A 24,290-nucleotide genomic window follows, 5' to 3' on the forward strand; every position below is an offset into this window, starting at 1 on the left:
AATCTCAATGTTGGCATAATACTTGGAATAGGTGTAAACCGAGTAATAAATATAGTAAATAGTTTATTTATTAATATTTTTTTATATTAATAATACAATAAGACCATATCAGTTTACCAGACAGAAAAACCATGTAATACCTATCATTAACAATGACTTGTGAGCGCCAAAAAGGCTCATAAACTTTTTTCACTTTTAGTGGACCGGGATACCCATTCCCCGTCCAAAAAGGTAAAAAATACCCCTTTTCAGGTAAAAAACGAAAAGGGGCCGGAATGGTATTTCCGGCCCCCAGGCATCAAAAAAAGTTATCTAGACTACTTACCAATATTAATAGTTTGTTCCGCCAGGTTCCACCCGGAAACGGTAACAACTGCATTGCTGCTTTTCCCGATCGCTTCTCCACTGATTGTCACGATCTTCTCTTCACCCGGCAGGACAGATACATAGTTGTCATTATAGAAAACAGGCAGGATACGCTTCTTCGTTTTGCTATCTACCAGCGACACCCGGTTGAAGAAAGCGATCGGCCCATTGGCTGGATTGCTGATCTTCACCCTAATACTATCAGCACCAGCCTTTTGCGCTACGATCTGTACCCTGGCTGCCTCCATTTTCTGCAGTCCGGAGTAATTGCCGGTGCTGTCAGGGAACCAGTACAGGTTATCGTCAATGATCTGCTGGTCTTTGTCCCTTAAACGGGCTGACAGGAACATCCCTTCCTTCGCCCCCATTTTTTCAATCGCTCCCTTCACAGAGAGGTATTTCTGGAGTGATTTAGGGCTGATCTCAGCAAACACCTGGGTAATCTGTTTTTTCTGCCCCTTCATGTCATAGGCATTCAGTTCCAGCATTACATCGGTATAGTATCTGAAGGTATTATTGACCGTATATATATTACCATCTGTCGGATTGCACATCACATGCACCAGGGCCGCCCCTGTACGGTTACCATACAGGCAGGCATTGGGATCGAGGTAGTAATCATACATCTGTCCGCGCAAAGCAGTCCAGGGGTTCTGGGTTTTCCAGATGATCACGCCGGTGTACCAGTCCCACATATGAGCGCTGAAACCTTCCATCAGGCCGCGGTACTGGTCATAGTTCACCAGCTGCGCCTTGTTGGCAAAGTCCTTAACATCTTTGGGTTTGCCATATGGGTCTACAAAGTCGAAATAAGGGATGTACTTATGATAATCCCATACGGAGTCCACTCCCCCTTTTATGTTCTGCGGTACTTTCATATTGGCCGCCGGGATGAAACGCTCCAGTGATTCATAGTCGCCTACTCCCACAGATCCTACTTCTGAATTGAAAGGGAATGTTCTTTCGTTCCAGAAAACAGACAGGGGCTGGATATTGTAAGGCCCATCTCCATTACCACCTAAAGTATTGTAAGACATACTGTCTGTGTTGGAATAATGGAAGAAGAAGCGGGTATTATCCAGTGATGGCAACAGGGAATCTTTGATAGCTGCCAGGATATCGACCGGAGGTGTGATCTCGTTACCACCGCACCAGAAAGCCAGTGAAGCATGGTTGCGCAGCATTTTGATCTGGTCAGCCACTGATTCAATGAACAGGTTATGATCGTCCGGGTAGCGGCGGCGCGTCCACTGATCTTCTTTCTTCATAGGATCCACCCATCTGCCGTTACAATCGCCCGACATCCAGAAGTCCTGGAATACCAGCAGACCGTATCTGTCGCAGGCTTCATAAAATTCCGGTCTTTCGGTCAGGCTTCCTCCCCAGATGCGGATGAGGTTCAGGTTCATATCCCTGTGAAAACGTATTTCCGCATCATAGCGTTCCCTGCTGAAGCGGAACATGGCGTCGGAGGTGATCCAGTTACCACCCTTAATAAATATCTTCTGGCCGTTTACTGCCACTTCACGGCTATTGGTATGTGCATTCCAATAAGTCTGTATTTCCCTTACACCAAAGCTGACATCTTCTGTATCGTCCACACCGGCATTATCTGCAAATTCCAGCTGGAGCTTGTACATATCCTGCGGGCCATAACCGCTTGGCCACCAGAGCTTCGGCTCTTTCAGCTCCATATCGGGCAATTGCACAGTAGTGGTAGCATGCGGAGCCAGTGTCACCTTGCGGGAAACGGTATTGCCGGCCAGCGTATAACGCAATGTACCCTCAATGCTTTTTGCCGTTGCATTTTCCAATGTAGCTCCCACAAGGATATTGGCAGGCGCCTGTTTTCCATCCGGTAGTCTTACACCAGGCACTTTTGTGATGACCTGCGGATCTTTGATACGGACAGCGCCGGTTTTCTCAATGGTCACTTTATCCCATATACCGGTATTACGGTCACGCATTGGCTGGATCCAGTCCCATCCTGCTGTATACTGGGGACCAACATTCTTTGCAATGGTTCCATCGCCACCCTGGCCGCCATTAGGATTGCCTACCACAGCCGGAGGATATACCACCACGGCCAGGCGGTTCTTACCGTCTTTTGCCAGCCATTGCGTAATGTTATAGGAATGACGCAGATATGTTCCAAAATGGGTCTTTGCGTTCAGACGATGGCCGTTCAGGTAAATATCACAACCATCATTTACACCCCTGAAGTGCAGCCAGACCTGCCCGTCGGCGCCCGGTTGCTGTTCACTGAAATCTTTTACGAACCAGTAGGTGTAATGATCCCTGCCCGTTGTATAAATATCCGGGATCTGCTCATTATTCATCCCATAGAAGGGATCAGGCACCAACTTGTTGTTCAGCAGCGTGGTCAGCACTGTACCGGGTACAGTGGCCGGCAGCCAGCCGGAAAGCTTGTAGGATGGTGCAGAAAGCGCTTCTCCTTTTACAGTGACTTTGGCAATATTGTTACATTGCCATCCACTGTTCAGTTCATATTGGCTTTGTGCTGCCAACGGTAAAAAAGGTGCTAATAAAAGACCTGTTGCATTCAATAATTTCCGAACCATAATGTGCATGAGAGTTTATAGGTAGTGAATCCCCCTTGTTCACTATTCAGACAAAAATATAGGTTGAAAGTTCAAATTCAAAATACAGAAGGGCGAATATTGGATAGACGGTAAGAGAAAAAAACCAGGAGCAATAATGCACCATCATTTGAGAATTCACTATTACCTGCAGAAAGGATATTAAGAAAAATGCTGGTATAAGACTAAACCAGCAACTGTTTAAACCTACAACTGTTATACTATGCTGTTAAATGCATAAATAAACTTTCACAAAGATACAGCAGTATACAAGCGAAAAGCAGGCACTTTCCGCTTGTATACTGCTTACCTGAAGGTTAGCTGTTCATAGGCATAAAAAAAGGGAAAAGCGATATGATCACCTTTCCCCTTTCGTATAAACTACTATTTATTATGGAATAGGAGCCGAGTCTACAAGTACAACCTTTACAAAAGTTGTCGAATTAGGAGCGGGAATCGTAGCTCCGTCAGCGCCCTGCACCTCGAGGAAGATACTACCGGTGGTATAAGTGTAGATATAGGTAGATCCGTTGTACACATCGGGAATAGGTTCCCAGAGCTGCTTATTTCCGGATATATATACGAGTATACCACTGTTCTGATTCACATCGTCGTCTAATTCATCGATTGGAAGTTCTGCCATCCAGGTATGGGTATTGTTATTGAGTTTCCATGCTGAGGATTGTACTTCAAAAATGATAGTCCGGTTGGGTTGAACTACTTCCTGTTGGATGATTTCTTCCTTTTTACAACTAGTGAACAATATCCCCAACATCAGCATTGGCAGCAGCAAGAGTGATTTCATAATAGAGTCGATTGACAGTGATTAATATAGATTGATATTATAAACAGTTCGAGATATGATTTAAATATCAAATAGGATGCCACAAACTGGTTTTACAGTCCGATAGCCGTCAATGTTGACTTTGCAGCCTGTACTACTACCGGATCGGGGCTATTCAGCAGGAGCCGGATAAAGCGCTCCTGTCCTACCGCCTGCTTCTGTGCCAGTAACTGCAAGAGCATCACCTGTACAGATGGAGGCGCATGCTGCATAGATACCGCGATATGGCCAGGTACTTCACTACTTCTGATGGTCATTAAAACATCTCCTATTGCTTTTACCTTGGATGTATCTGCTGTTTTCATCGCCACCAGCAGAGGACTAAGCATCTCTATACTTTGTAATTGCCCTGCTGCATTGATCGCAGCCATTCTTACCTGGGGATCACTATCCTTTAACGCTTTTGTAAATAAAGATATTGCAGCACGCTGTTTACTATCTGCCAGCATATTAATGATCGCGGCTTTTTTGCCGGCATCTACACGCTCCGCTTTTTGTATCCAGCTCTCTGCATTCGCTGCATTCATAATCCTTTTGGCGAATGACAGCGCAGCGGCACTATACTCATGATCTTTACTGTCTGCCGCTATCATCAAGGTACTATTGGCATCGTAATCCAGCACATCTGCAACAATTTTCAAAGCGGCAATACGAACATGCTCCAGGCTGTCGCCCTTGCATCTTCTCAATATATTTGTAGCGGCATTCATTGCAGGAGTGGTAGGCCACTGATGTCCCAGGTTTGCGACGAACAATAAATATGCTGCTGTTGCGCCTGTGATATCATAACCATATCCTACCTTCTCTGCAGCCGCTTCCAGTACGGGCGCCGTATCTCCACCAACTATATTCGCCAATGCAAATAAAGCGGTTCTTCTCAACACGGGATTGTCAGACTTCGCTCTTTTAATAATAGCGTTTTCTGCAGCCAGATACCGCAGATCTCCCAATGCTTTTATCAGGCTGATCTCGCAGGCTCCTTCCTGCGCTTTCTCCAAGGCTGCTTCCATCGCTATCAATGCTTCCGAACCACCTATGTGCATCAATACGCGGATAGCAGCATCACAAAAACGGGGCTGTAATAAATATGGCTTCAATACCGGCACTATGCGCTTGTCGCCAAAAAACTGCAGCTGATCGATCAGGAATATTTTATTCTCTGACTGCGTAGATAATTTCAATGCTTTCGACCAGGCTGTCATGGCTGATTGACGCAGTTCTTCCCGGGAAGTTGCTGATATATATACAGCATATCCTGACAAAGCATATTGCAAGCGGGTGGTATCGCCTTTACCGGGCGCGTACAACATTAACGCCATTTCAGTCAGTCCTGCGGTACCTAAGGATCTTATCTGCATCATACAGCTGTCCAGCTGCTGCTGATTGCCTGCCGGCAATTGTTTCAGTATACGGCTGATCCTGGCTGCATAAGGATGCTGCACCTGTTGTGCATGCACACTCATGTAACCAAGCATGAAAATTATGGATAGTAATTGCTTCATCATGTTCATATATCAAACCTGCTAAGACCAGAACGTACGTGCCGGTGGATCAATTAAACTATTGGCGCCCTCGTCATGCAGGAACAATTGTTTTTCCGGATCAAATGCAAGGGAACGTCCTACCTGCAATGCGATCTTCCCCATATTCACGAGTGTGCAGGAGCGATGTCCGTTCTCTTCATTCAGTGCAAACCTGCGCCTCTCCTGCACGGAAGTAATAAAATCTGTTACCTGTGGCGGCAGGTCAGGGTAGGCAGCCAGCTTTTTCTCCAGGTCTGGTATATCTGAACGGAAACCGGGATATAACTTACCCGCGGGCCCCTCGATAAACGCGGCCTTTTCATCCTTTCCTTCCCCGTCCAGAATGATGCGGCAACCATCTTTGTAGATGTAGATAATACGCGACCAGGTACCCACCGCATCAGGATGCTGTTGGGGCGCCTCTACTTCCACAGATACAGGGCTTGTATCGTCTTTGCCCAGTATGTATTGTACAGGGTCCAGGTAATGTTGCCCCATATCTCCCAAACCACCTCCGTCATAATCCCAGTAACCCCTGAAGGTCTGATGTACCCTGTGCGGGTGATAAGGCTTGTATGGCGCGGGGCCCAGCCAGCGGTCGTAATTCAGCTCTGGTGGCACCGGCGTAGGGGGAAGAGCAGTCTTCCCTGTCCACTGCTGCTTCCAGTCAAAGCCTGTGTGGCGGCTCAGCGTTACCGTCAGCGGCCATCCAAGCAATCTTGCATTCACAAGCTTTTTGATGGGCTTTACAGGCGTATTCATTCCATAGAAATTATCCGTAAAGCGGAACCATGTATTCAGGCGAAACATCCTACCGAATTGCTGTACCGCTTCTATAACCCGTTTTCCTTCACCGATGGTGCGCGTCATCGGTTTCTCACACCAGATATCCTTTCCCGCACGGGCCGCCTCAATGGCGATTGCTCCGTGCCAGTGCGGCGGGGTGGCAATGTGTACAATATCTACTTCCGGCAATTGTATCAGCTCCCGGTAATCGTCAAAAGTTTTCACCCCCTCTCCCAGCATTTGCTTTGCCTCCTGCAGATGCAGCCTGTCCACATCACAGATGGCCACCACCCTTGTACCACCATATCCGAAATGTACTTTTCCCATCGCACCGGTGCCAATCACCCCTTTGGTCAGCTGATCGCTGGGGGCCAGGTAACCACGGCCCAATACATGACGGGGTACAATAGTAAAAGCGGCTACCGTGCCAAGACTGTTCCTCAGGAAAGACCTTCTGGACTGGTTCTTTTTCTGTTCCATCACCATGGTTAAAATTGAATACTAAATGGCAAGATATAAAAATGATTTTGCAAGTGTGAATTTCTGTGATGACCGGGATCTCCAATATCATTTACCGTAAATTTTTTCTATATTCGTCCACGTACCGAATTGTAACACAACATAGTTACGCGGTGACAAACCCTTGTAATAACCCATAAACCACATATTTCCCCGAAATCTTTCACCATTAATACACAACCCATGCCGTCTCTTATCCAAATCCCTGTTGCCCGGAAAGGGAAAGCCCTTAAAGGCAGTTCCACAGCAATGCCAGTAGTAAGTATACCTGTTTGCAAAGCCCATTTTAAAGTCCATTCCCGTCTTTATAAAACTGAAGCTGACTACCGCTATTCATGGTGGCCGCATCATGCGTTTGGTCAATATAGTGCTAAACGGGACCGCTATCAGCAATTGCCGGAGAAATGAGCTGCTACCCCTCCGTTAAGAATAGCACCGGCACATAAATACCAATTACGACAAAACATCGACTAGCTATGTTAAAAAAATCACTGCTTGAATTGCCAGCGGTCCTGCTGACGATCCTGTTTACTTATGCCAGTATCAGCAAATTGCTACAGTATAACACTTTCAGGTTCCAGTTGGACCAATCACCCTTCACAAGCGCTTACGCTGGTTTTATTGCATGGTCAGTTCCGGGCATCGAGTTAATTACCACTGTCTTACTCCTGTTTCCGGCCACAAGGTTGAAAGGGTATTATCTTTCCTATGGACTGATGTTCTTATTTACCGTATACATTTATGCGATCCTGCATTTCAGCTACTTCGTGCCCTGCTCCTGCGGTGGTATATTATCCCGCATGAACTGGGAACAACATCTTGTATTCAATATCATCTTTACAATCATCGCACTCGCAGGTATATTTACTTTTCCTTTCAGGTCCAGAGCATAAATACATCGCCATTTAAAAGACACAACTTCCATGAGAACCAGAATATCTGTAGTATTGCTTGCCACAATAATGGTATTGGGCTTAATGTTCATTATCGTCCGCAAGTCCCGTCAGCCTTACGAAATAAAACACGGTTTCAACAGGCTATTTACTTCCGGCAAACCTTTAAAGCTGATTAAAAAATTATCGGCAGCGTATCCTCTCTATAGTGCGGGTTACAACGATAGCAATATATATTTTCACACAGACGATCCGCATATCATTGCTTACACAGATACTGCATGCAGTACTATAAAAACAATTCATCTTCCGATAGACAGTACCGCCAGCAAGGGACTGGCCAATGCATTCAGTACATATGTCAGGTATCCTGAAGCATTCATTTTTGCATATAACCTGGCGGCCATCCTTGTGTATGATTTGCAGACGGGCACACAAACCACGATTCCTACGCCGTCCAATTACAGCAACGCGGTACAGATATCTGATTCCGCTTTCATACTGAAATATTTCACAGGCGACTCTACAGATCAGTCATTCTGCAAGCTTAATATTTACACCAAACAGCTTACAAAAGCGGAGCGGCTCACAGAAGACCTTTCGTCCGGCGGCATGCTGCTCTATAACGATCAGGATGTCTCCTGTTACTACATCCATCATTATAATAACCGTATCACCATATTCGACACCGCCTTCCGCTCCCTACGCGCAACCCATACCATCGATACTTTTACACAAAGCCAGATCGAATATATCAGCCGGAATAAAACAGGCAGCAGTGAGGTATTGTACAAGCCTGATGGCACACGCATGCTCATTAACTATCTAAGTCAGCTGTACAGGGGCCATTTATACGTTAACAGTCTGATCAAAGCGGATAATGAAACCTTACTGACAGATCAATCAGCAACGGTTATTGACATCTACAGTACTAATATGGACAAGTATATGGAGAGCATTTACATTCCAGTTCCCCGCAAGCAACATCTGAAATCGTTTCGTATCTTTGGCAGGAAAATACTAGCTACATATACTAACCAACTTGCCCTTTATGAGTTCCCCGGCCTGAGCAAATGAGAATGCCGAATGGCAAAAAGAGGCTTGTCCCGAATGGATTAAAAATCACTCCGGATTCATCGTGAAATCTACACGCCAGCAATGCCGTGTCAGACAAAATTATAACCCAAATGAAAAATCTGAGAATAAACCATGTCGTGGTGGTTTTATTGCTGAGTGCTGCCAGTGCATTTGCAACGCATAGACAAGCGAACGCGATCATGTTATGCAATACAATACCCAGTTCTTCCGGCCCGAGCATAGACAATGAATGCGCTTACTCACCGTCTCTCCCGTGTTGTTATATCGCCGCCGGTAGTACCGCTCAGTTTGTGATCCAAACCCAAAACGGAAACATTGTCACTATCAGGAGAAATACTTCATCTATGGTGACAATCTATGGCATCAGGCAATAGTTACCACAACCTGATGCTTACAGGTCTTCTATCAATAAAACATCAACTAATCGCTCGCCTTCAAGCAGCGCAAGCCCATATTTGCCTAATTCCCTGTTTAGTGAGGGTATATCGTTCATCCTCGCGGTTATATTTACATCCACTTTGGATGTAAAATGGGTTTCGTCCACTATGATAGCAGATTCCAGCCCGCTATAGGGCGTCGTTTTGCTGCCTTCATTAAATGTCCTGATATGCTCAGTCAACAGTGAAAAATCTGCATTCTGTAACTTTAAATAATACATATTGCCTAATACATAAGGCTCGCCACCTTTTGTTCCAAGCCTGCTACTGTCCACTAAGGAGAGAATGTAACATGACACTTTCCGCCGGATGAATTTTCCTCTGACACCAAAATACCTGTAAAGATCTTCTTTCATTTTATCCATCAGGAATCCCCTGCCCTTTCCGGCAATAATCAGGTCGTAACAATACATATCGGCGGTTGTGTCTGGCGCCTGTTTAAAGTCTACTGTCAGCTTATGTAATATCTCCGCATCTCTGACATTAAAAAAAACTCTGGGCACCGTCACTAATTCCTGCTCCCATATTTCCTTACCCATCTTCCCATATGCAAGCCGCATCATCGTTCCCAGGGGAAGGTTCCATATACGGATCCTCCTCTCTGCATAAATACCGGCGTAGTCAATCGCTGAACTGGGGGGGTACTTCCTGTTATATCCACTTAGCATAGAGTATCCTATCAATCCTCTTATGGAATCGTTCAACATAAATTTCTCCGCAATATCAGCCTCCTGGTAAGAGTATACAGCGGCATGCCCGTGAGGAAGAACATTCACTTCCTTATTTATCGCAGCCAATGATTCTCCACGGGTTAACAAAGCGATATTATCATCGTTCAGAGCTTCATATCCGGTAATGGCCTTTACTACTCGATCTTTATCTATCCAGATATAGTGTGGGATATACTTATGTGGAAATACAAAAAACAAACTATCATTTACATTGTTATCAACACCACGGGCAACGGTCAGCAGATTAAAACCCTGGTACCGGATATCCTCAAATAAACGGGCTACTTTAGGGAGGCTATCACTTGTAACTGTAATTATCTGAAGCTCATTTTTATATTTATCCTGGATATGCTGTAATTTCGGGAACTGTGCCAAGCAGGGCTGACAAAAAACAGCCCAGAAATCAATTAATAAAGCCTTTCCACTAAATGCTGATAAGCTGACTTCCGTATCCTTATAATTAAGCACCTGCTGCAGTTTATAATCCGGAACAACTGCACCAATGCCAAGCGGTGCCGATATCGCTTTATAACCTTCAAAAGGTTCCTTCTCCTGTGCAGGCAAAGACAAATAACTTAGCGACACAAGCACTGATAACAGCAAATATTTAAGCATCTCTCTCTTATCTGACATTCTGTTCTATACCACTATAACTTATTTCATCCGCGGGAATCGGATATACATAACGCACGTCATTGGGAGGTAATTCATAGACTGAACCATTCACTATCCTTTTAAGCGTTTTGGCAAACCTGGTGTCCTTGTTCAAACGTCTCAGGTCGAGCCAACGCAGCCCTCTGAACAACAATTCCTTTCTTCTTTCAACCAGTATTTTTCTCAATGCGTCATCCGGATCTGATGCTGTCATATCTGCATAAGTGCCTGTCTTCCATCTTGTTCTCAGTAAAGTATTCAGGTCTTCCATAGCATGTGCAACATCTCCCATTCTGGCATAACATTCTGCCCGGCTGATATACATCTCATCAACGCCTATTCCTCCAAAATGCTGAAAGCTATTTCCGCTATAAGTACCTTTAAACATCTTTATACCGCCCGCCCCATCTCTGAAAAAAAGTACCTTTCGAAGGTCATTATCCTGGTATTGCCTGTACAAAAGAGAGTCAACAATCATAGTAGCCATCCGGGTCAACCCATTACCTGAAAGTTTCGCATAGAACAATACGTCATCATTAAACTCATCAAAAGGCAGTCCGGCATCGGGATCAATCGTATTATAATCCAGCAGCTCATGATAAATTGACAAAGACAGGTCAGCATTTTTCAGCGCTTCCTGGTAATTTCCCAAACTAAGATATATCCTTGCCAACAAACCATAGATCACGGCTTTGGACGGCCGGGTTTTAAAAGTAGTGATATCCGGTAAAAGTTCTGCGGCAACTGCGAGATCTGACAGTACCTGTTCGTAGGTAGCCTTGACACTTGCGCGCTGATAAATTACCTCCATTTCCGATTTTAATCTTAATGGGATACCCGGATCGGTAGCCGCAGTAGCACTGTCATATGGCTTACTGAATTCTTCTGCCAACGTGTAGAAAGATAATGCCCGGAAAAACAAGGCAGCGCCTTTTACGTTATTATAAGCAGCAGTTCCTTTGCCGGTTGTCAGTTTTTCTAATCCTTCCAGGACGAGATTACAATAGTTTATCCTTACGTAACCATTAGCCCAGTCAACCGCGATATCTTTCACCGGAAAAATATCCTTTCCCCATATATACGCATTTCGATCACTGTTTAATACAAGCCCGTTGTAGGTGGCGTCTGTTATATAATAATTATCAGCACCGGCTTCTCCATAAGAGGGAATATAAGCGTTCAATATATCCGTGTAGTCAATCATTGCCTGAAAATCAGCCACTGTCTGAGGAATAACCATAGACTGATCCGGCTTTATATCCAGCTTTTCTGTACATGCCGACAATAAAATGATGGCACTCGTAAATAATATACGATTAATCATATTAACATATTAACGGTTAGAACTTTGCATTACACCCCAGGGAAAAAGTCCTTGGCGCAGGATAGCCCATTACATAATCCGGATCCAGCCCGGCCTTATTAGCCTTCCAGATAATACCGACGTTATTGGCATATAAGTATAGTTGTATATCTTTGATGCCGGTTTTACCCAGCAGTGAGGGGTTGAATGAATAACTTAATCTCAGGTCTTGTAAACGTATATGATCTCCCTTTTCAACAAGCACACTTGAGTACTGGTAGAAGTAATCTCTGCTGGGATCTCCGGGATATGTCATGGAAGGTACATTTGTATGTAGTTCATCTCCGGGCCGCTGCCAACGGGAGGAATAATCTTTATGCGCTCCCGACCAGCTGCTAAATAAACTATTGTACAGGATAGAAGACCGTTTGAAATAATATCTCAGCTTATAAGCCAGGTTAACCGATAAGGTGAAATGCCGGTATGAAACCGTATTGCGCACTGCACCAAAAATTGTAGGACGTGCAGAACCATGATAAAGAATATTACTTTCATCTTCGCTGCCCAATATTGCATTGTAATCTTTGCTTACCTTTCCGGCCAGATAACCCTGTGGATCCCCATTATGTGGGTCCAGCCCCGCCCATTTATAGCTGTAAACACCATACACAGGCTTACCAACGAATGGAATTAAAACAGATCCTGTACCATCGCCACTGTAAACAGCTCCCCTTATGCCTTTAAAATAATTGTACCGGGTTATTTTATCCCAATTATAACTAAACAAAAAATCCGTTGTCCAGCTAACCCTCCTGTTGATGTTATAGGATGTCAGGCTGATATCCACTCCTCCTCCGCTCATATCAGCAAAATTCCCTTTGAACATGGTTGTTCCGGTTTGCATTGCAATAGATTGCTCCCCTATCAGATCATCTCCCTTTTTCCGGTAATACTCAATACTGCCACTCAGCATCCTGTTCCTCATTTCGAAGTCTACTCCAACATTGAGTGTTCCGATCTTCTCCCATCTCAGCCTTGAATTTGGACGATTAGCAATACCAGCCTGCGGTAGTCCGGCTATATTGCCAGTATTCCTGTATATTATCGCTAATTGCCCATAAAGGCCAGGATCAAGGTTCCCGTTATACCCATATGTTGTCCTTATTTTCAGATATGGCAGCCAGTCAGATTTGTAGAATCGCTCCCTGCTTACTTCCCATCCCACGCCAGCAGACCACAAAGGCACTCCTTTCTGGTTGGTATTTACGCCCCAGATATTGCTCTGATCAAGACGCATACTGGCTGAGACAATATATCTTTCATTAAGCGTGTAAGCGGCGTTACCAAAATAAGAAATAAAGTCATTGTTGTAGCGGGTCGTTATGCCTCCACCGGGAATATATCCTCCTGCTCCAAGGTAGCGGTAGGCGTCATAATATCTGGTGTAATCAATCTGATTATTGTAAGAAAGATTCTCTTTGTTGTACCCGTAATAAATATAACCGTTTTCCTTTGTAACCGTTTCTCTTTGTTCAAAACCGGCAATAGCGGCAACATTATGCTTCCCTGCAAAGGTTCTGTTGAAATTCAGTTGCGCCCTGTAGTTATTGCTGGTAAGCTCTCTGTTACTTTCTTCCAAGATGCCCCCAATGGGTATAGGGTGTGTCACATTATTTGCATCAACCTGCGTGAACAGATTGATCAGGTTCCGGGTATAATATGTTTCCGTGCTATTATAGTATTCTGTTTTGCCTATCTGCTTTTCAAACTGGTATCTTATTTCTGCATTTAGTCCTTTGACGATATTTATTTTCATCCCCGGATTAAGCCTGATATGATATCTTCTTTCCGCATTGTCAATTGTCTTCAGTTCGTCCAATGGCCGGTATGTCCAGTCTAATAAACCGTCGCCATGCAGCTGACTGATAAAGCTATACCGGAAATCTTTAGGCAAGGGTAAGGCATTACCATTAGCATCTGCCAGTTGTGCGTATGGATAATAAAGGTCTTTCCCTCCCGCCGGAGTAATAGCAATACGGCCTATGTCCATGTTTGCTTTATTCATTACAAACGAAACACCTGACGATAGCTCTACCCTGTCCCATAAATGAAACGTGCTGTAATTATTGATCGTAAAACGGCTGGATGCATCTGTTACTTTATTGTTCAATATCCTGTCATACCCTACTGACAGCAGGTAAGCCGATTTATCTCCTCCACTGCTGATGTTCACTGCATACTGCTGACTGACGCTGTTCCTGTAAAAATATTTTTTGTAGTCCCTTCTGATATCATTCTTCTTAAGCTGATCAATGTCTGCATCTGCTTCGGCCGCAGAGATCAGCCCACTTCTCTTTTTATCCAGCAGGTCCACAACAGGAGAAATAACCGGATAGCTGTAATCATTGGAAAGATCCGCATCATAAAATCCCTTGTCGAACAAATACTTTTCAACATCAATAAATTCACTGGAACCCAGGAAAGCAGGATTATAAAAAAGGTTGGGCTTAGCGCCTATGGTAACATTCGTATTTGCTTCCACCTTCAGTGCCTGATGCAGTTTTCCTTTTTTTGTAGTGATCACGATCACGCCATTGCCTGAAAAAGCCCCCCAGATAGAGGCTGCAGCCGCGTCTTTGAGGATCGTGACGTTTTCAATATCATTAGGGTTCAGCAGGTTAATGTCGCCGGTGAAAGGAAAATTATCCACTACTATCAGGGGCTGTGCATTCGCAAGAATGGTGCTTCTGCCCCGTATTGAAATGTAGGCTTCATTCGAATAAGGCGGAATATTCTTATTAGGGAACAACACACCGCTGGTAACACCTTCCAGCCGTTCAAGTATAGTAGGGCCTACCCTGCGGTTCAGCAACTGATTGTTTACCTGCACGAAAGACCCCGTTGCCCTTTCAGCAGGTATCTTTTGATAGCCATTGCTTCTGACCGCCACCACAGCAAGATCGGTGATCACAGGCTCTAATACGACACGAAGCACAGCGGCAGGTTTTATGCTGATCGCCCGGGTTTTAAACCCCGTATAACTGATCCTCACAATACTGTCAGCGCCGGTATTATTCAAATAAAAAGCGCCTTTCTCATTCGTTCTTGTTCCGCTCTTGCCGGCGCCGGGTATATTTATAGTAGCGCCTTCCAGGGGCGTACCATCCGGCATGGTAACAATTCCGCGGATGGCTGGTGCTTCATTTTTCTTTGCAGGTGCATCCTCATCTGCAGCTTTCTCTTTTCTGAAAATACCGATCCTGTTCATACGTACCTCCCAGTCATAACCACGGGACGCCAGCAATTTCTCCAGCACTTGTGTCAGGGACACACTGCTTTCATGCACGCTTATTTTGATCCGGTCATTAACAGTTTGATTATTGTAGAAGAAAGTATATCCGGTTTCACGGCTTATGATATTGAAAAGATCAGCAAGAGTAATGTTCTCATATTGCAGGGATATTTTTCGCTGAATGTTTTTATCCTGGGCATGGACAGGAAGAACAGTAAAAGGGGAAATGAGCAAAACAATGACCCAGAGGCCATACTTTATATGGTCCCGACAACAGTGAGACATAATCATCAGTAATTATAGTGGTCAATAAAACGTTTACTACAATTGCACAATGCCTGAAACTGACTAACGCATAAGTATTGTAAATTTAGTGTGACATCTTATCCAAAAAAGCTTTAGTGGCCGGATAGCTTTTTTTGAAAACGAGAAAACCGCTAATTTGTTTTTAGCGTATATGTACTCAGTGCCATAACAATCTCAATAAAAGACATCCACGATTCCAAAGCGCACGCAAGGACCTAAAAGACAAGCATTTACAGCACGGTAGCATTGTTTACGTACTTATCTCAACGACACATTCACAAATCATTAACATGAGTACCCATAAGTTAATTTCAAAATAACATTTATGTCTTTAGTACTTTCGCCCCACTTTCTTAATAAAAAAACAAACTGTATCTGGGGGATCAGCATAACATTCGTAAATAGTAAAGGGTTTATATAATGCGTCATGCGAATACTAACGATCTGCCTCTTGCAGACGATAATGTTACATACGAGAATATATTTCAGAACCATGCAAAGGCACTGTGGGCCGAAGCCTACCGGCTGTTAAAAGACAGTCAGGACGCCAAAGACATTGTTCAGGAGCTGATCATAGAAATATGGGAAAAGCGCTCCCTGTCGAATGTACAAACCAATGTACGCTCCTACCTGTTCCAGTCCCTCCGTTATAAATGTTACCGCTATATTAAAACGAAGGACACAGAGGAATGTAAAAAAGATGCATGGTCATTCTCGCAGGATTTTGCTACCAAAGCAGAAACCAGCATAGAGAAGGAAGAGTTGAAACGCATCATCTCTGCTGCGATCAAAACACTCCCTTTGCAGTCGTCCAACATTTTTACCCAGGTTTTTATTGAAGGTAAAAAAAGAAAGGAAGTAGCACTGGACCTGGGCCTCTCCATCAATACCGTCAATGTTCACATCTTTACTGCCTGTAAAAAACTACAGGAGAAACTGAAAAAGATCCTGTAAGCACTAAAGCTTTTATACTGGTATTGTCACAATGAGAAGTACATGGAGAGTAGATCTGACATACATGAGTTATTAATGCTTAAGCTGACAGGCGGTCTGAGTAAAGACCTGCAGGAAGAAGTCGATGCATTGATTGAGGGAGACCCTGAGGTAAAAGCAGCCTGGAAACATCTCCGGGAATATTACCTCCTGCATGCAGCACGCAGGGCGGATTTTGACAGTATCTCGGCTGACGATATCATGTCTGGTGTAAAGGACAGGGTATTTTCCCCGCAGCCCCGGCCCGCCGTCCGTAGCGGGAAATGGATCATAGCCGCGGCAGCCGCCCTTCTTGGTGCAGGAATATTCATATACGCCATCACAAAAACCAACCATTCCTCTAAAGTCCTGTCTGCCGTTCATAAGAACATTCCCGCCAAAAGTGTTTACCTTGAGCTGCAGAATGGCCAGATTATCGACCTCTCCGGCGGCGAACAATATCAAAAGACGGAGGATGGGCAGGTTACACTCAATAACAGCAGGAACACCCTCACGTTCATAGCAGACAGGAACAACAGCGGACTGAATAAACTGATAGTACCCAGCGGTAAAGAATATTCCGTAAGGCTCTCTGATGGTACGGAGATCCGGATGAATTCCGGCAGTACCCTGCAGTTTCCCTTCGGATTCGCAGGTAGCTCCAGGGAAATATCCATTACCGGGGAAGCCTATATAAAAGTTGCGGCAGCGGCAGCCCAACCCTTCACAGTGCACACGCCTGATGCCACCATACAGGTATTGGGCACGGAATTCAATGTTAACACATATAGTCCGGGTAAAGCCGCCGTATCCCTTATCCAGGGCGCGGTGAAGGTACTTGCAGGCAGGCAGGAAGCCATACTTCAACCAGGGTTCCAGCTGGAATATACTACTCAAAATGGCATCAATACGCATCCATTTGATAAAAACGACGTACTTTCATGGCTGGAAGGAAGATACGACTTCAGGGAAACACCGCTTAGTGAGATAATACCTATACTGGAAAGATGGTATGACGTAAAGATCGTGACAGACCATCCTGCTGTAGCTGATAAGACATTTACTATGCTGATCAGAAAACCAGAGGGGATTCAAGCCTTCCTGGAAATGCTGAAAGTAATCCGTGGTGCAGACTATTACTATAAAAATGATACTATACATATTAAGTAGTACCGCCAGGCCATAAGGCCCCCAGCGAATACTATTACCTTCGTTTACGAACAATGCAAAATGAAATACCGGTACTTTATTCCTTTAGTGCCGGTTTTTTTTGCCCTTTTTTGTCCTGCCGTAAACGGTATATCTTAATACTTATTCCAGTAATATCAGTAAGCGGGAGGTTTTTTAGAGGATTCCTCAGGATTTTCCAGGCGCTCATCCAGCTGCTCGTCGCTCAATTCCCACTCTGCCTCGTCGGTGGCTGACTCCGTTTCATCAAAAGCTCCTCCGGACCCGGTATGTACTATTTCTTCTTCTTTACCGGTATCTGTTGACTGTTCATTGTCCCTGTCCTTAAATAAATAAAAATCTATCATACACATGTTGAATTGGCTATTCCTATCATTCAACATTTAATTTATGAAATTTTTTCCTTACCTGATAGCTTTTATCGCCTCCATTGGAAATAAAAAACACTTCCCTCCCCCAGTTTCGACTCCACCCATACCTTTCCGCCCTGGGTTTCCACCAGCAATTTCAGGATGTTAAGGCCTATACCAGTGCCTTTGTCGTCGTCATTGTCCACTTTTTCGAACAGGCGGAAAATGCGCTCATTGTCCTTTTCCTCGATGCCGGGACCATTATCCTTAACGAAAAATTCATAAAAATCCCCGTCCGGTCTTCCCCCTATATAGATCTCCCCTGCCGGTTTGTCGCCATATTTAATTGCGTTCGTCAGCAGGTTCTGGAACACCTGCTGCAATTTCTGCCTGCTGGTATGGAGCACCGGCAGCCCCTCCTCTATCTCGATCTTGATGTGCGGTGGCGGGAACAGGTATTTAACCAGTTGCTGCAAGAGCTCTCCGACATCCACATCTTCTTCCATATGCCGGAACTGGTGCTCCCGGCTGTAATCCAGGATGGCCGTGATCATATCCGCCAGCTGGGAAGTGGCGTTGATGGCCATATTCGTATATTCAGTCAGGAAAGGCGATTTGCAGATATCTTCTTCCTCCTTCATCAGCATCAGCAGGCCGGTGATGCCGGAAAGCGGCGATTTCAGGTCGTGCGCCACCACATGCATAAACCGCTCCAGCTGACCGTTGATCAGCTCCTTATCTTTCAGGGCCTGCCTTAATTCCATCTGGTACAGGTACAAACGCTCAAAGACATCTACTTTGGCGCGCGTCATATTGATGTCTAAAGGTTTATACAGATAATCCACCGCCCCTTTCTCAAATCCCTTCAGCATATGATATTCGTCCTTGTTGATGGCGGTTACAAAAATGATCGAAATATCCCGCGTTTTTGGATTTGTCTTTAGCAGCCGCGCTACTTCAAATCCATCCATATCGGGCATCTGCACATCCAGCATGATCAACCCGATCTCTTCGTTCCTTAGTACCTGTTTTAATGCCTCATTTCCGGATGTGGCATGCAGAAAAATCCTGTTTTCAGCAAGCAGCATCTGTTCTAATGACAGCAGGTTCTCCATTCGGTCATCTACCAGCAGAATCGTAAATTTCTTAGTCATCTCTTATTCTTTTAACGGCTACACTGAGGGTATATACGAAATAAGCCACATTTACGTTTCACCAATTATGATTTTCTTAATGTCTTCAATAGATAATGCCTGCACGCCCTCACACATTTCAATGGCCGATTGCGGCATCGCATCAAATGCTGCCGTCTGAGGGTCCTGCACAATACCCTGTCCTCCGGCGGCAATGATCTGACATAAACCAGCAGCGCCATCCTTATTTGCTCCGCTGAGCAAAATACCCAGTGTTCCCGGACCATAAACATCGGCAACACTGCTAAAGGTCATATCAATAGAGGGACGGCTATAATTGACCAGTTCGGAATAATCCAGCATGAATGTCTTCTCTGCTTCCACCATCAGGTGATAATTCTGCGGGGCAAGATAAATACAGTGTTCCTTCACCGGTTCTTTATCTTCCGGCTCAATGATCCTTCTTTTGGACGATAATAAACGTCCCATCTCACTCCGCACGTTACGAAGACGATGTAATACAATGATTACAGGGGCTGCAAGATGATGGGGCACGGCGTCGAGTATATCAGACAGTACAAGCAGACTGCCGGCTGAGCCTCCGATGGTAATAACGTCAAATCTTTTCTTCATAAAGTGACTGTCAATAATAAAGCCTGCTACTCTCTGCGCCGGTATATCTTATGATGTGCATGCACTGTCTCAAATTTACCATGAATGTCAGCAAAACGCATCGTCTCTTTCAGTCCCATTGCCAGGTAGCCCCTTGAGGACAAACTGTCAAAAAACAGCTGCAATACCGAGTTCTGAAGTTCCCTGTTAAAATAAATAAATACATTTCTGCAGCAGATCAACTGGAACTCGTTAAAAACCTTGTCTGTTACCAGGTTATGCTGAAAGAAGGCAATGTGCCGGCGCAGTTCTTTTTTAATAAGCACATTATCGTACCGGGCCGTGTAATAATTGGAAAAGTCTGCCAGGCCACCTGACTGAATATAGTTCTGGGTGAAATCCTTCATATTATCCAGGGGCAGAATCCCTGCTGCTGCCCGTTCCAGGTTAGCGGGGTTCAGATCTGTTGCATATATCTTTGTCCTGCTTAACAATCCTGCTTCCTGTAAAAGGATCGCCATCGAAAAAACTTCCTCTCCGGTAGAACAACCTGCATGCCATATTTTAATATTGGGGTAGGCAGCAAGTTTAGGTAACACCTGTTCACGTAAAGACCTGTAAAATCCGGGGTCCCTGAACATTTCCGTCACATTCACCGTAATGTACTGTATCAGTCGTGAAAATAGCTCCTGATCGTTTACCAGCCTGTGTTTCAGCTCAAAAACGGATTCCAGCCGCATATGTCCCATGAAACGGAGCAAACGCCGCTTGATGGATGCCTGTGCATAGCCGGTGAAATCGTACCCGTATTGTAACTTAACAATGTTGATAATATCCAGGAAATCTGCATTTGAGATAACCTCCTTCATAGGAAACAATAAGGTTTTACACCATCCATACACGTATTAAAGACAACAGCTTACTGCTATCGATCGGTTTTGCAATATAGTCGGAAGCGCCCGCTGCAATACATTTCTCCCTGTCGCCCGCCATCGCTTTGGCCGTCAGCGCTATCACCGGCAGCTGTTGATGGCGTATATCGGCCCTGATACGCCGCATGGCCTCATAACCGTCCATCTCCGGCATCATAATATCCATCAGCACCAGGCGGATATCCTTATGCATTTCCAGTTTTTCAAGCGCTTCCTTGCCATCGGCGGCTGTGATGACATCCATACCCTGCTCCTCCAGCAGCGCACTAATTGAAAAAACATTCCGCATATCATCATCGGCCAGCAGTACCTTTTGTCCTGACAGATCCTTCTCGGATACCGTTATGCCTCCTGACTGCCGGGGAGTTACTTCCTTCAGTTTGTACAAAAAGAGTTCCAGCTCGTCCATCAGCCTGTCGGCAGAAAAGGTAGAGTTCCTTACAATAGCTGCTGCTTCTTTTTTCAGTTTCAGCTCATCTGCTTCTGAAATATCATGATCAAGATATACAATTATAGGCATGCCTTTGTTGCCTGCCAGCTGCCTCAGCTTGTGCAGTTTTCCGATGCCGGCCTCTATATCCGTTCCTGCATCCAGTATCACCGCATCATAGCTCTTCTGTTGCAGCTCGCTGGCTGCGGCTTCCTGGTTTTCCACATGATTGTATTGCGTCTGCAACTGCCGTTTATCGCTGAGCGACTGTAAGGAAGGATGATGCAGCAGTACGCCGTCAGACACGACCAGCACCTTCTTAAAACGCGCCTGCAACTGCTCGCTGATACCGGAGAACACCGACTCCATATCAGTTACCTGCAATGGCTTCTGCGTATAACCTTCCACCTTATCCCTGACCTGGATCGATATTTCTCCTGCCGAGATAACGTGTACGAGTATATGCTTAAGATCTTCATTGCTCTTCAGGATCTTCAGGATACTATTCCCATCTATCAATGGCAGGTTCATATCCAGCAGAATTGCCGCCGGCAGGTATTTGCGCGCAAAGAACAGGCCGTCATTACCGTTCAGGGCCACAATGGTCTTATATCCTTTCTCACGGGCAAAGTCGCGCAGGATCATTGCAAAATTGACATCATCTTCTATGATCAGAATGAGCTTGTCCTGCTTGCTGAGCCCATCCCTGTCATCTTCTACAAGGGCTGTTTCCGGAGCCGCCTGCACGGGAAGCGCAATAAGTTGCGGGTCCTCATGTACCGGCAACAGCGCTTCATCTTCTGTGGCGGCCACCGGCGCCGCTACGCCATTGGTCCTCATCACCACGGTGAATGTACTTCCTTTCCCTTCCTCGCTTTTCAGCCTGATCTCTCCATCCAGTCTTTTCATCAGTTCTTTGCTGATGGAAAGGCCCAGCCCTGTTCCGCCATACTTACGGCTGGTAGAACCATCTGCCTGCCGGAAAGCTTCAAAGATAAGCTGTTGCTTTTCTGCAGGAATGCCCGTTCCTGAATCGATGACCGCAATATGCAGGCCATCCGGCTTTGACATCAGGCGAAGCTGGATGCTTCCTCCCGCAGGCGTAAATTTGAAGGCGTTTGACAGCAGATTCTTGATCACCTGTTCCAGCCGCTGCCTGTCCGTAGGAATTTCCTCCGGCACGCCCGGCAATATTTCTGTTGTAAAACGAATGTTCTTCTCTTCCGCTACCACCAGGAACAATTGCTCCAGGTCATCGATCATATTCTTTACAGATACCGGCTCTATGTTTATTTCTATCTTACCGGCTTCTATCTTGGAAAGGTCAAGGATATCATTGATCAGTTTCAGCAGGTCGGAACCGGATTTATGAATGATACCGGCATATTCTACCTGCTTGCTGCTCAGGTTGCGCTCTTTATTTTCTTCCAGCAGCCTCGCCAGAATTAACACACTGTTGAGCGGTGTTCTCAGTTCATGAGACATATTTGCCAGGAACTCTGACTTATACCTGCTGTTCTGCTCCAGTTCTTTCGCTTTCTGGGAAAGCTCTACCCTGGCCATTTCCAATGCCTTATTCTGTACGCTCATTTCGTCGTTGACCTGCCTGAGCTCTTCTTCCTGCACCCGTAGCTCTTCTTCGGAAGTCTGCAGGATCTCTGACTGGCGTGTGAGCTCTTCATTGGACTGTCGCAATTCTTCCTGCTGTGTTTCCAGTGTTTCTTTCTGCTCCTGTACCCGTTCCAGTAACTGCATGATCCTGGTTCTGGCATCAGCCGCATTGACGGCAACAGCTATTGCATTACTGCTGGTGCGTAACAGTTCCAGCATGCCCGGGTTCACCTCGCCAAATACCACCAGCTCCATCACTCCCAGCAGGGCTTCATTATGCCACAGTGGTAAACATACAATGGCACCCGGTAAAGCACTTCCGCTGCCGGCTTCAATATTCCAATAACTGGCGGGAACATTCTCTATAACGGTCAGTTCCTTTTTTGTGGCGGCATATCCCGTGATCCCTTCTTCCAGTGCATATTCCCGCTTTACGCCTGCCGGCAGGGCAATTCCTGCACATAATTTCAGCAGGCCGGCTTTGTCATCAAAGACATAAAGCGCGCCCGCAGGTACTTTCAGGTAATTCACCATCACATCCAGGCATCTTTTTGCCAGTACGCCGATCTGCAATTCTCCGCTCAGGCTTTCATTGATCTTCGACATGCCCGTCAGCAACCAGTTCTTACCGGTCGTTATCTGGTGAAGATCTTCCACATCTTTCAGCTTCCTGCGCAATTCCTGCTGGATGGTCATCCTGCTGCTTAGTTCACGGAATGATACCACCATCAGGGTGACGGATACTAACAGAATCAAAAGATTATTCACAATGAGCGCGTTCATCGCTCTTCTCACAGAGGTCTTACTGGAAGCTACCCGGTCGGTAAGCAGCGCTCTTTCTTCCGAAATGAGCTCTCCGATGATGCTGTGTACCGTATCTACATATTTCAGTTCTTCCTGCGTTATTATCGACTGGTTCGCGAACAAATAATCGCTGTCGCGCACCTGGTACAGCTCCTGCCAGTAATTCAGCAATGCGATCACACTGGTTTCCAGTTTGCTGGCCCGCCTGAACTGTGTTGTGTTATCAGCTACCAGCTTCCGTAGATCCTCTGCCAGGGGCAATACACGGGAATTGCTCGCAAAATATGGCTCCAGGAATTTTCTTTCCTGTGTACTTCTGTAGGTCACACCAGCCGTTTCTATTTCAGATATATACCGGTTTAGTCGTTGGGTAGTGGTGATCACCTCGTACGAGTGCTCCACCCATTGCCCTTCAGCCTGCTGATGCCTGAAGGTGAGGTGCGAAAAAATACCTCCTGCGGTTACAAGAATAAGGGCGATAGCAAAACCTATATATAAACGGAGTTTTAAGGTATTTTTCATGGTGATGGTATGCAGCTTGAACAGCCAATAGGATTTATGACAACTGGAATCGCAAATATAGGGAATTGTAATACGTCAGCAGCGGAGGTGGCCACGGCCCACATATATTTCTGAACCTAATATGGGCCATCTTTGGAACAGGCCCCTTAACTTTGATGCAGCGTCAGGAAAAGCAGTGCGTACATATTATACACCTACGATAAGTAATAATAATTCATCATGTGAACAATAAGAATTCTCCTTAGTGGAAAATCCCTGCAAGCGGATTTTCAGTATATAAGATATGTGAAAGATTGTCTTGTACAAACTGATACAACTGAAATACACTATTATACTTTCATGCTTAAATACCTTACCAATGCTGAAAGACCATCTTCCACCCGT

Annotated in this window: 16 protein-coding genes; 4 read left to right on the top strand and 12 right to left on the bottom strand. The window is 45.3% G+C overall.

Annotated elements, in window-relative coordinates; translation table 11 throughout:
* Positions 1-317: 317 nt before the first annotated feature.
* The 4 genes from MYF79_RS27920 to MYF79_RS27935 form a co-directional block, all read right to left on the bottom strand.
* Positions 318-2,948, bottom strand: coding sequence for a glycoside hydrolase family 2 protein (locus MYF79_RS27920; protein WP_247811159.1), 2,631 nt, complete (start codon positions 2,946-2,948; stop codon positions 318-320).
* A gap of 409 nt (positions 2,949-3,357) precedes the next feature.
* A complete protein-coding gene (locus MYF79_RS27925; RefSeq protein WP_247811160.1) occupies positions 3,358-3,771 on the bottom strand; it encodes a hypothetical protein in 414 nt (137 codons plus the stop codon).
* A 92-nt stretch (positions 3,772-3,863) separates the two neighbouring features.
* Positions 3,864-5,285: a HEAT repeat domain-containing protein gene (locus tag MYF79_RS27930; RefSeq protein ID WP_247811161.1), complete on the bottom strand. Its 1,422-nt coding sequence runs from the start codon at positions 5,283-5,285 to the stop codon at positions 3,864-3,866.
* Positions 5,286-5,333: 48 nt separating this feature from the next.
* Positions 5,334-6,599: a Gfo/Idh/MocA family oxidoreductase gene (locus MYF79_RS27935; RefSeq protein ID WP_247811162.1), complete on the bottom strand. Its 1,266-nt coding sequence runs from the start codon at positions 6,597-6,599 to the stop codon at positions 5,334-5,336.
* A gap of 515 nt (positions 6,600-7,114) precedes the next feature.
* Between MYF79_RS27935 and MYF79_RS27940 the strand changes: the two genes are divergently transcribed.
* Positions 7,115-7,531, top strand: a complete 417-nt coding sequence (locus MYF79_RS27940; RefSeq protein WP_247811163.1) for a MauE/DoxX family redox-associated membrane protein — start codon at positions 7,115-7,117, stop codon at positions 7,529-7,531.
* 30 nt (positions 7,532-7,561) lie between these two features.
* Complete coding sequence (locus MYF79_RS27945; RefSeq protein WP_247811164.1) at positions 7,562-8,608, top strand: hypothetical protein; 1,047 nt, start codon at positions 7,562-7,564, stop codon at positions 8,606-8,608.
* Positions 8,609-9,020: 412 nt separating this feature from the next.
* Here MYF79_RS27945 and MYF79_RS27950 read toward each other — a convergent pair whose 3' ends face one another.
* Genes MYF79_RS27950 through MYF79_RS27960 form a run of 3 tightly spaced genes read right to left on the bottom strand, consistent with a single transcriptional unit; the run spans position 9,021 to position 15,331 of the window.
* Complete coding sequence (locus MYF79_RS27950) at positions 9,021-10,430, bottom strand: TlpA family protein disulfide reductase (RefSeq protein ID WP_247811165.1); 1,410 nt, start codon at positions 10,428-10,430, stop codon at positions 9,021-9,023.
* Positions 10,420-11,775: a RagB/SusD family nutrient uptake outer membrane protein gene (locus MYF79_RS27955; protein ID WP_247811166.1), complete on the bottom strand. Its 1,356-nt coding sequence runs from the start codon at positions 11,773-11,775 to the stop codon at positions 10,420-10,422. The genes MYF79_RS27950 and MYF79_RS27955 overlap by 11 nt, the downstream gene beginning before the upstream one ends.
* 16 nt (positions 11,776-11,791) lie before the next feature.
* Positions 11,792-15,331: a SusC/RagA family TonB-linked outer membrane protein gene (locus MYF79_RS27960; RefSeq protein ID WP_247811167.1), complete on the bottom strand. Its 3,540-nt coding sequence runs from the start codon at positions 15,329-15,331 to the stop codon at positions 11,792-11,794.
* A gap of 441 nt (positions 15,332-15,772) precedes the next feature.
* Here MYF79_RS27960 and MYF79_RS27965 point away from each other — a divergent pair, with 441 nt between their 5' ends.
* Both MYF79_RS27965 and MYF79_RS27970 read left to right on the top strand, forming a co-directional pair.
* Positions 15,773-16,306, top strand: a complete 534-nt coding sequence (locus MYF79_RS27965) for a sigma-70 family RNA polymerase sigma factor (RefSeq protein WP_247811168.1) — start codon at positions 15,773-15,775, stop codon at positions 16,304-16,306.
* 42 nt (positions 16,307-16,348) lie between these two features.
* The gene (locus MYF79_RS27970) at positions 16,349-17,494 is read left to right on the top strand and encodes a FecR family protein (protein WP_247811169.1); all 1,146 of its coding nucleotides are present in this window, start codon (positions 16,349-16,351) and stop codon (positions 17,492-17,494) included.
* 155 nt (positions 17,495-17,649) lie between these two features.
* Here the strand turns inward: MYF79_RS27970 and MYF79_RS27975 are convergent, their stop codons facing one another.
* From MYF79_RS27975 to MYF79_RS27995, 5 genes are all read right to left on the bottom strand, one after another.
* Positions 17,650-17,859, bottom strand: a complete 210-nt coding sequence (locus tag MYF79_RS27975) for a hypothetical protein (protein ID WP_247811170.1) — start codon at positions 17,857-17,859, stop codon at positions 17,650-17,652.
* 71 nt (positions 17,860-17,930) lie between these two features.
* Positions 17,931-19,016, bottom strand: a complete 1,086-nt coding sequence (locus tag MYF79_RS27980) for a sensor histidine kinase (RefSeq protein WP_247811171.1) — start codon at positions 19,014-19,016, stop codon at positions 17,931-17,933.
* Positions 19,017-19,067: 51 nt separating this feature from the next.
* On the bottom strand, positions 19,068-19,628 hold the full coding sequence (locus MYF79_RS27985) for a chemotaxis protein CheB (RefSeq protein ID WP_247811172.1): 561 nt from the start codon (positions 19,626-19,628) through the stop codon (positions 19,068-19,070).
* Between the two features lie 26 nt (positions 19,629-19,654).
* A complete protein-coding gene (locus tag MYF79_RS27990; RefSeq protein ID WP_247811173.1) occupies positions 19,655-20,476 on the bottom strand; it encodes a CheR family methyltransferase in 822 nt (273 codons plus the stop codon).
* Between the two features lie 16 nt (positions 20,477-20,492).
* Entirely contained in the window at positions 20,493-23,906 is a 3,414-nt protein-coding gene (locus MYF79_RS27995) for a response regulator (RefSeq protein WP_247811174.1), read from the bottom strand.
* Between the last annotated feature and the right edge of the window lie 384 nt (positions 23,907-24,290).

Origin of the sequence: Chitinophaga filiformis (assembly GCF_023100805.1) — a bacterium.
In the GTDB taxonomy this organism is placed as follows: domain Bacteria; phylum Bacteroidota; class Bacteroidia; order Chitinophagales; family Chitinophagaceae; genus Chitinophaga; species Chitinophaga filiformis_B.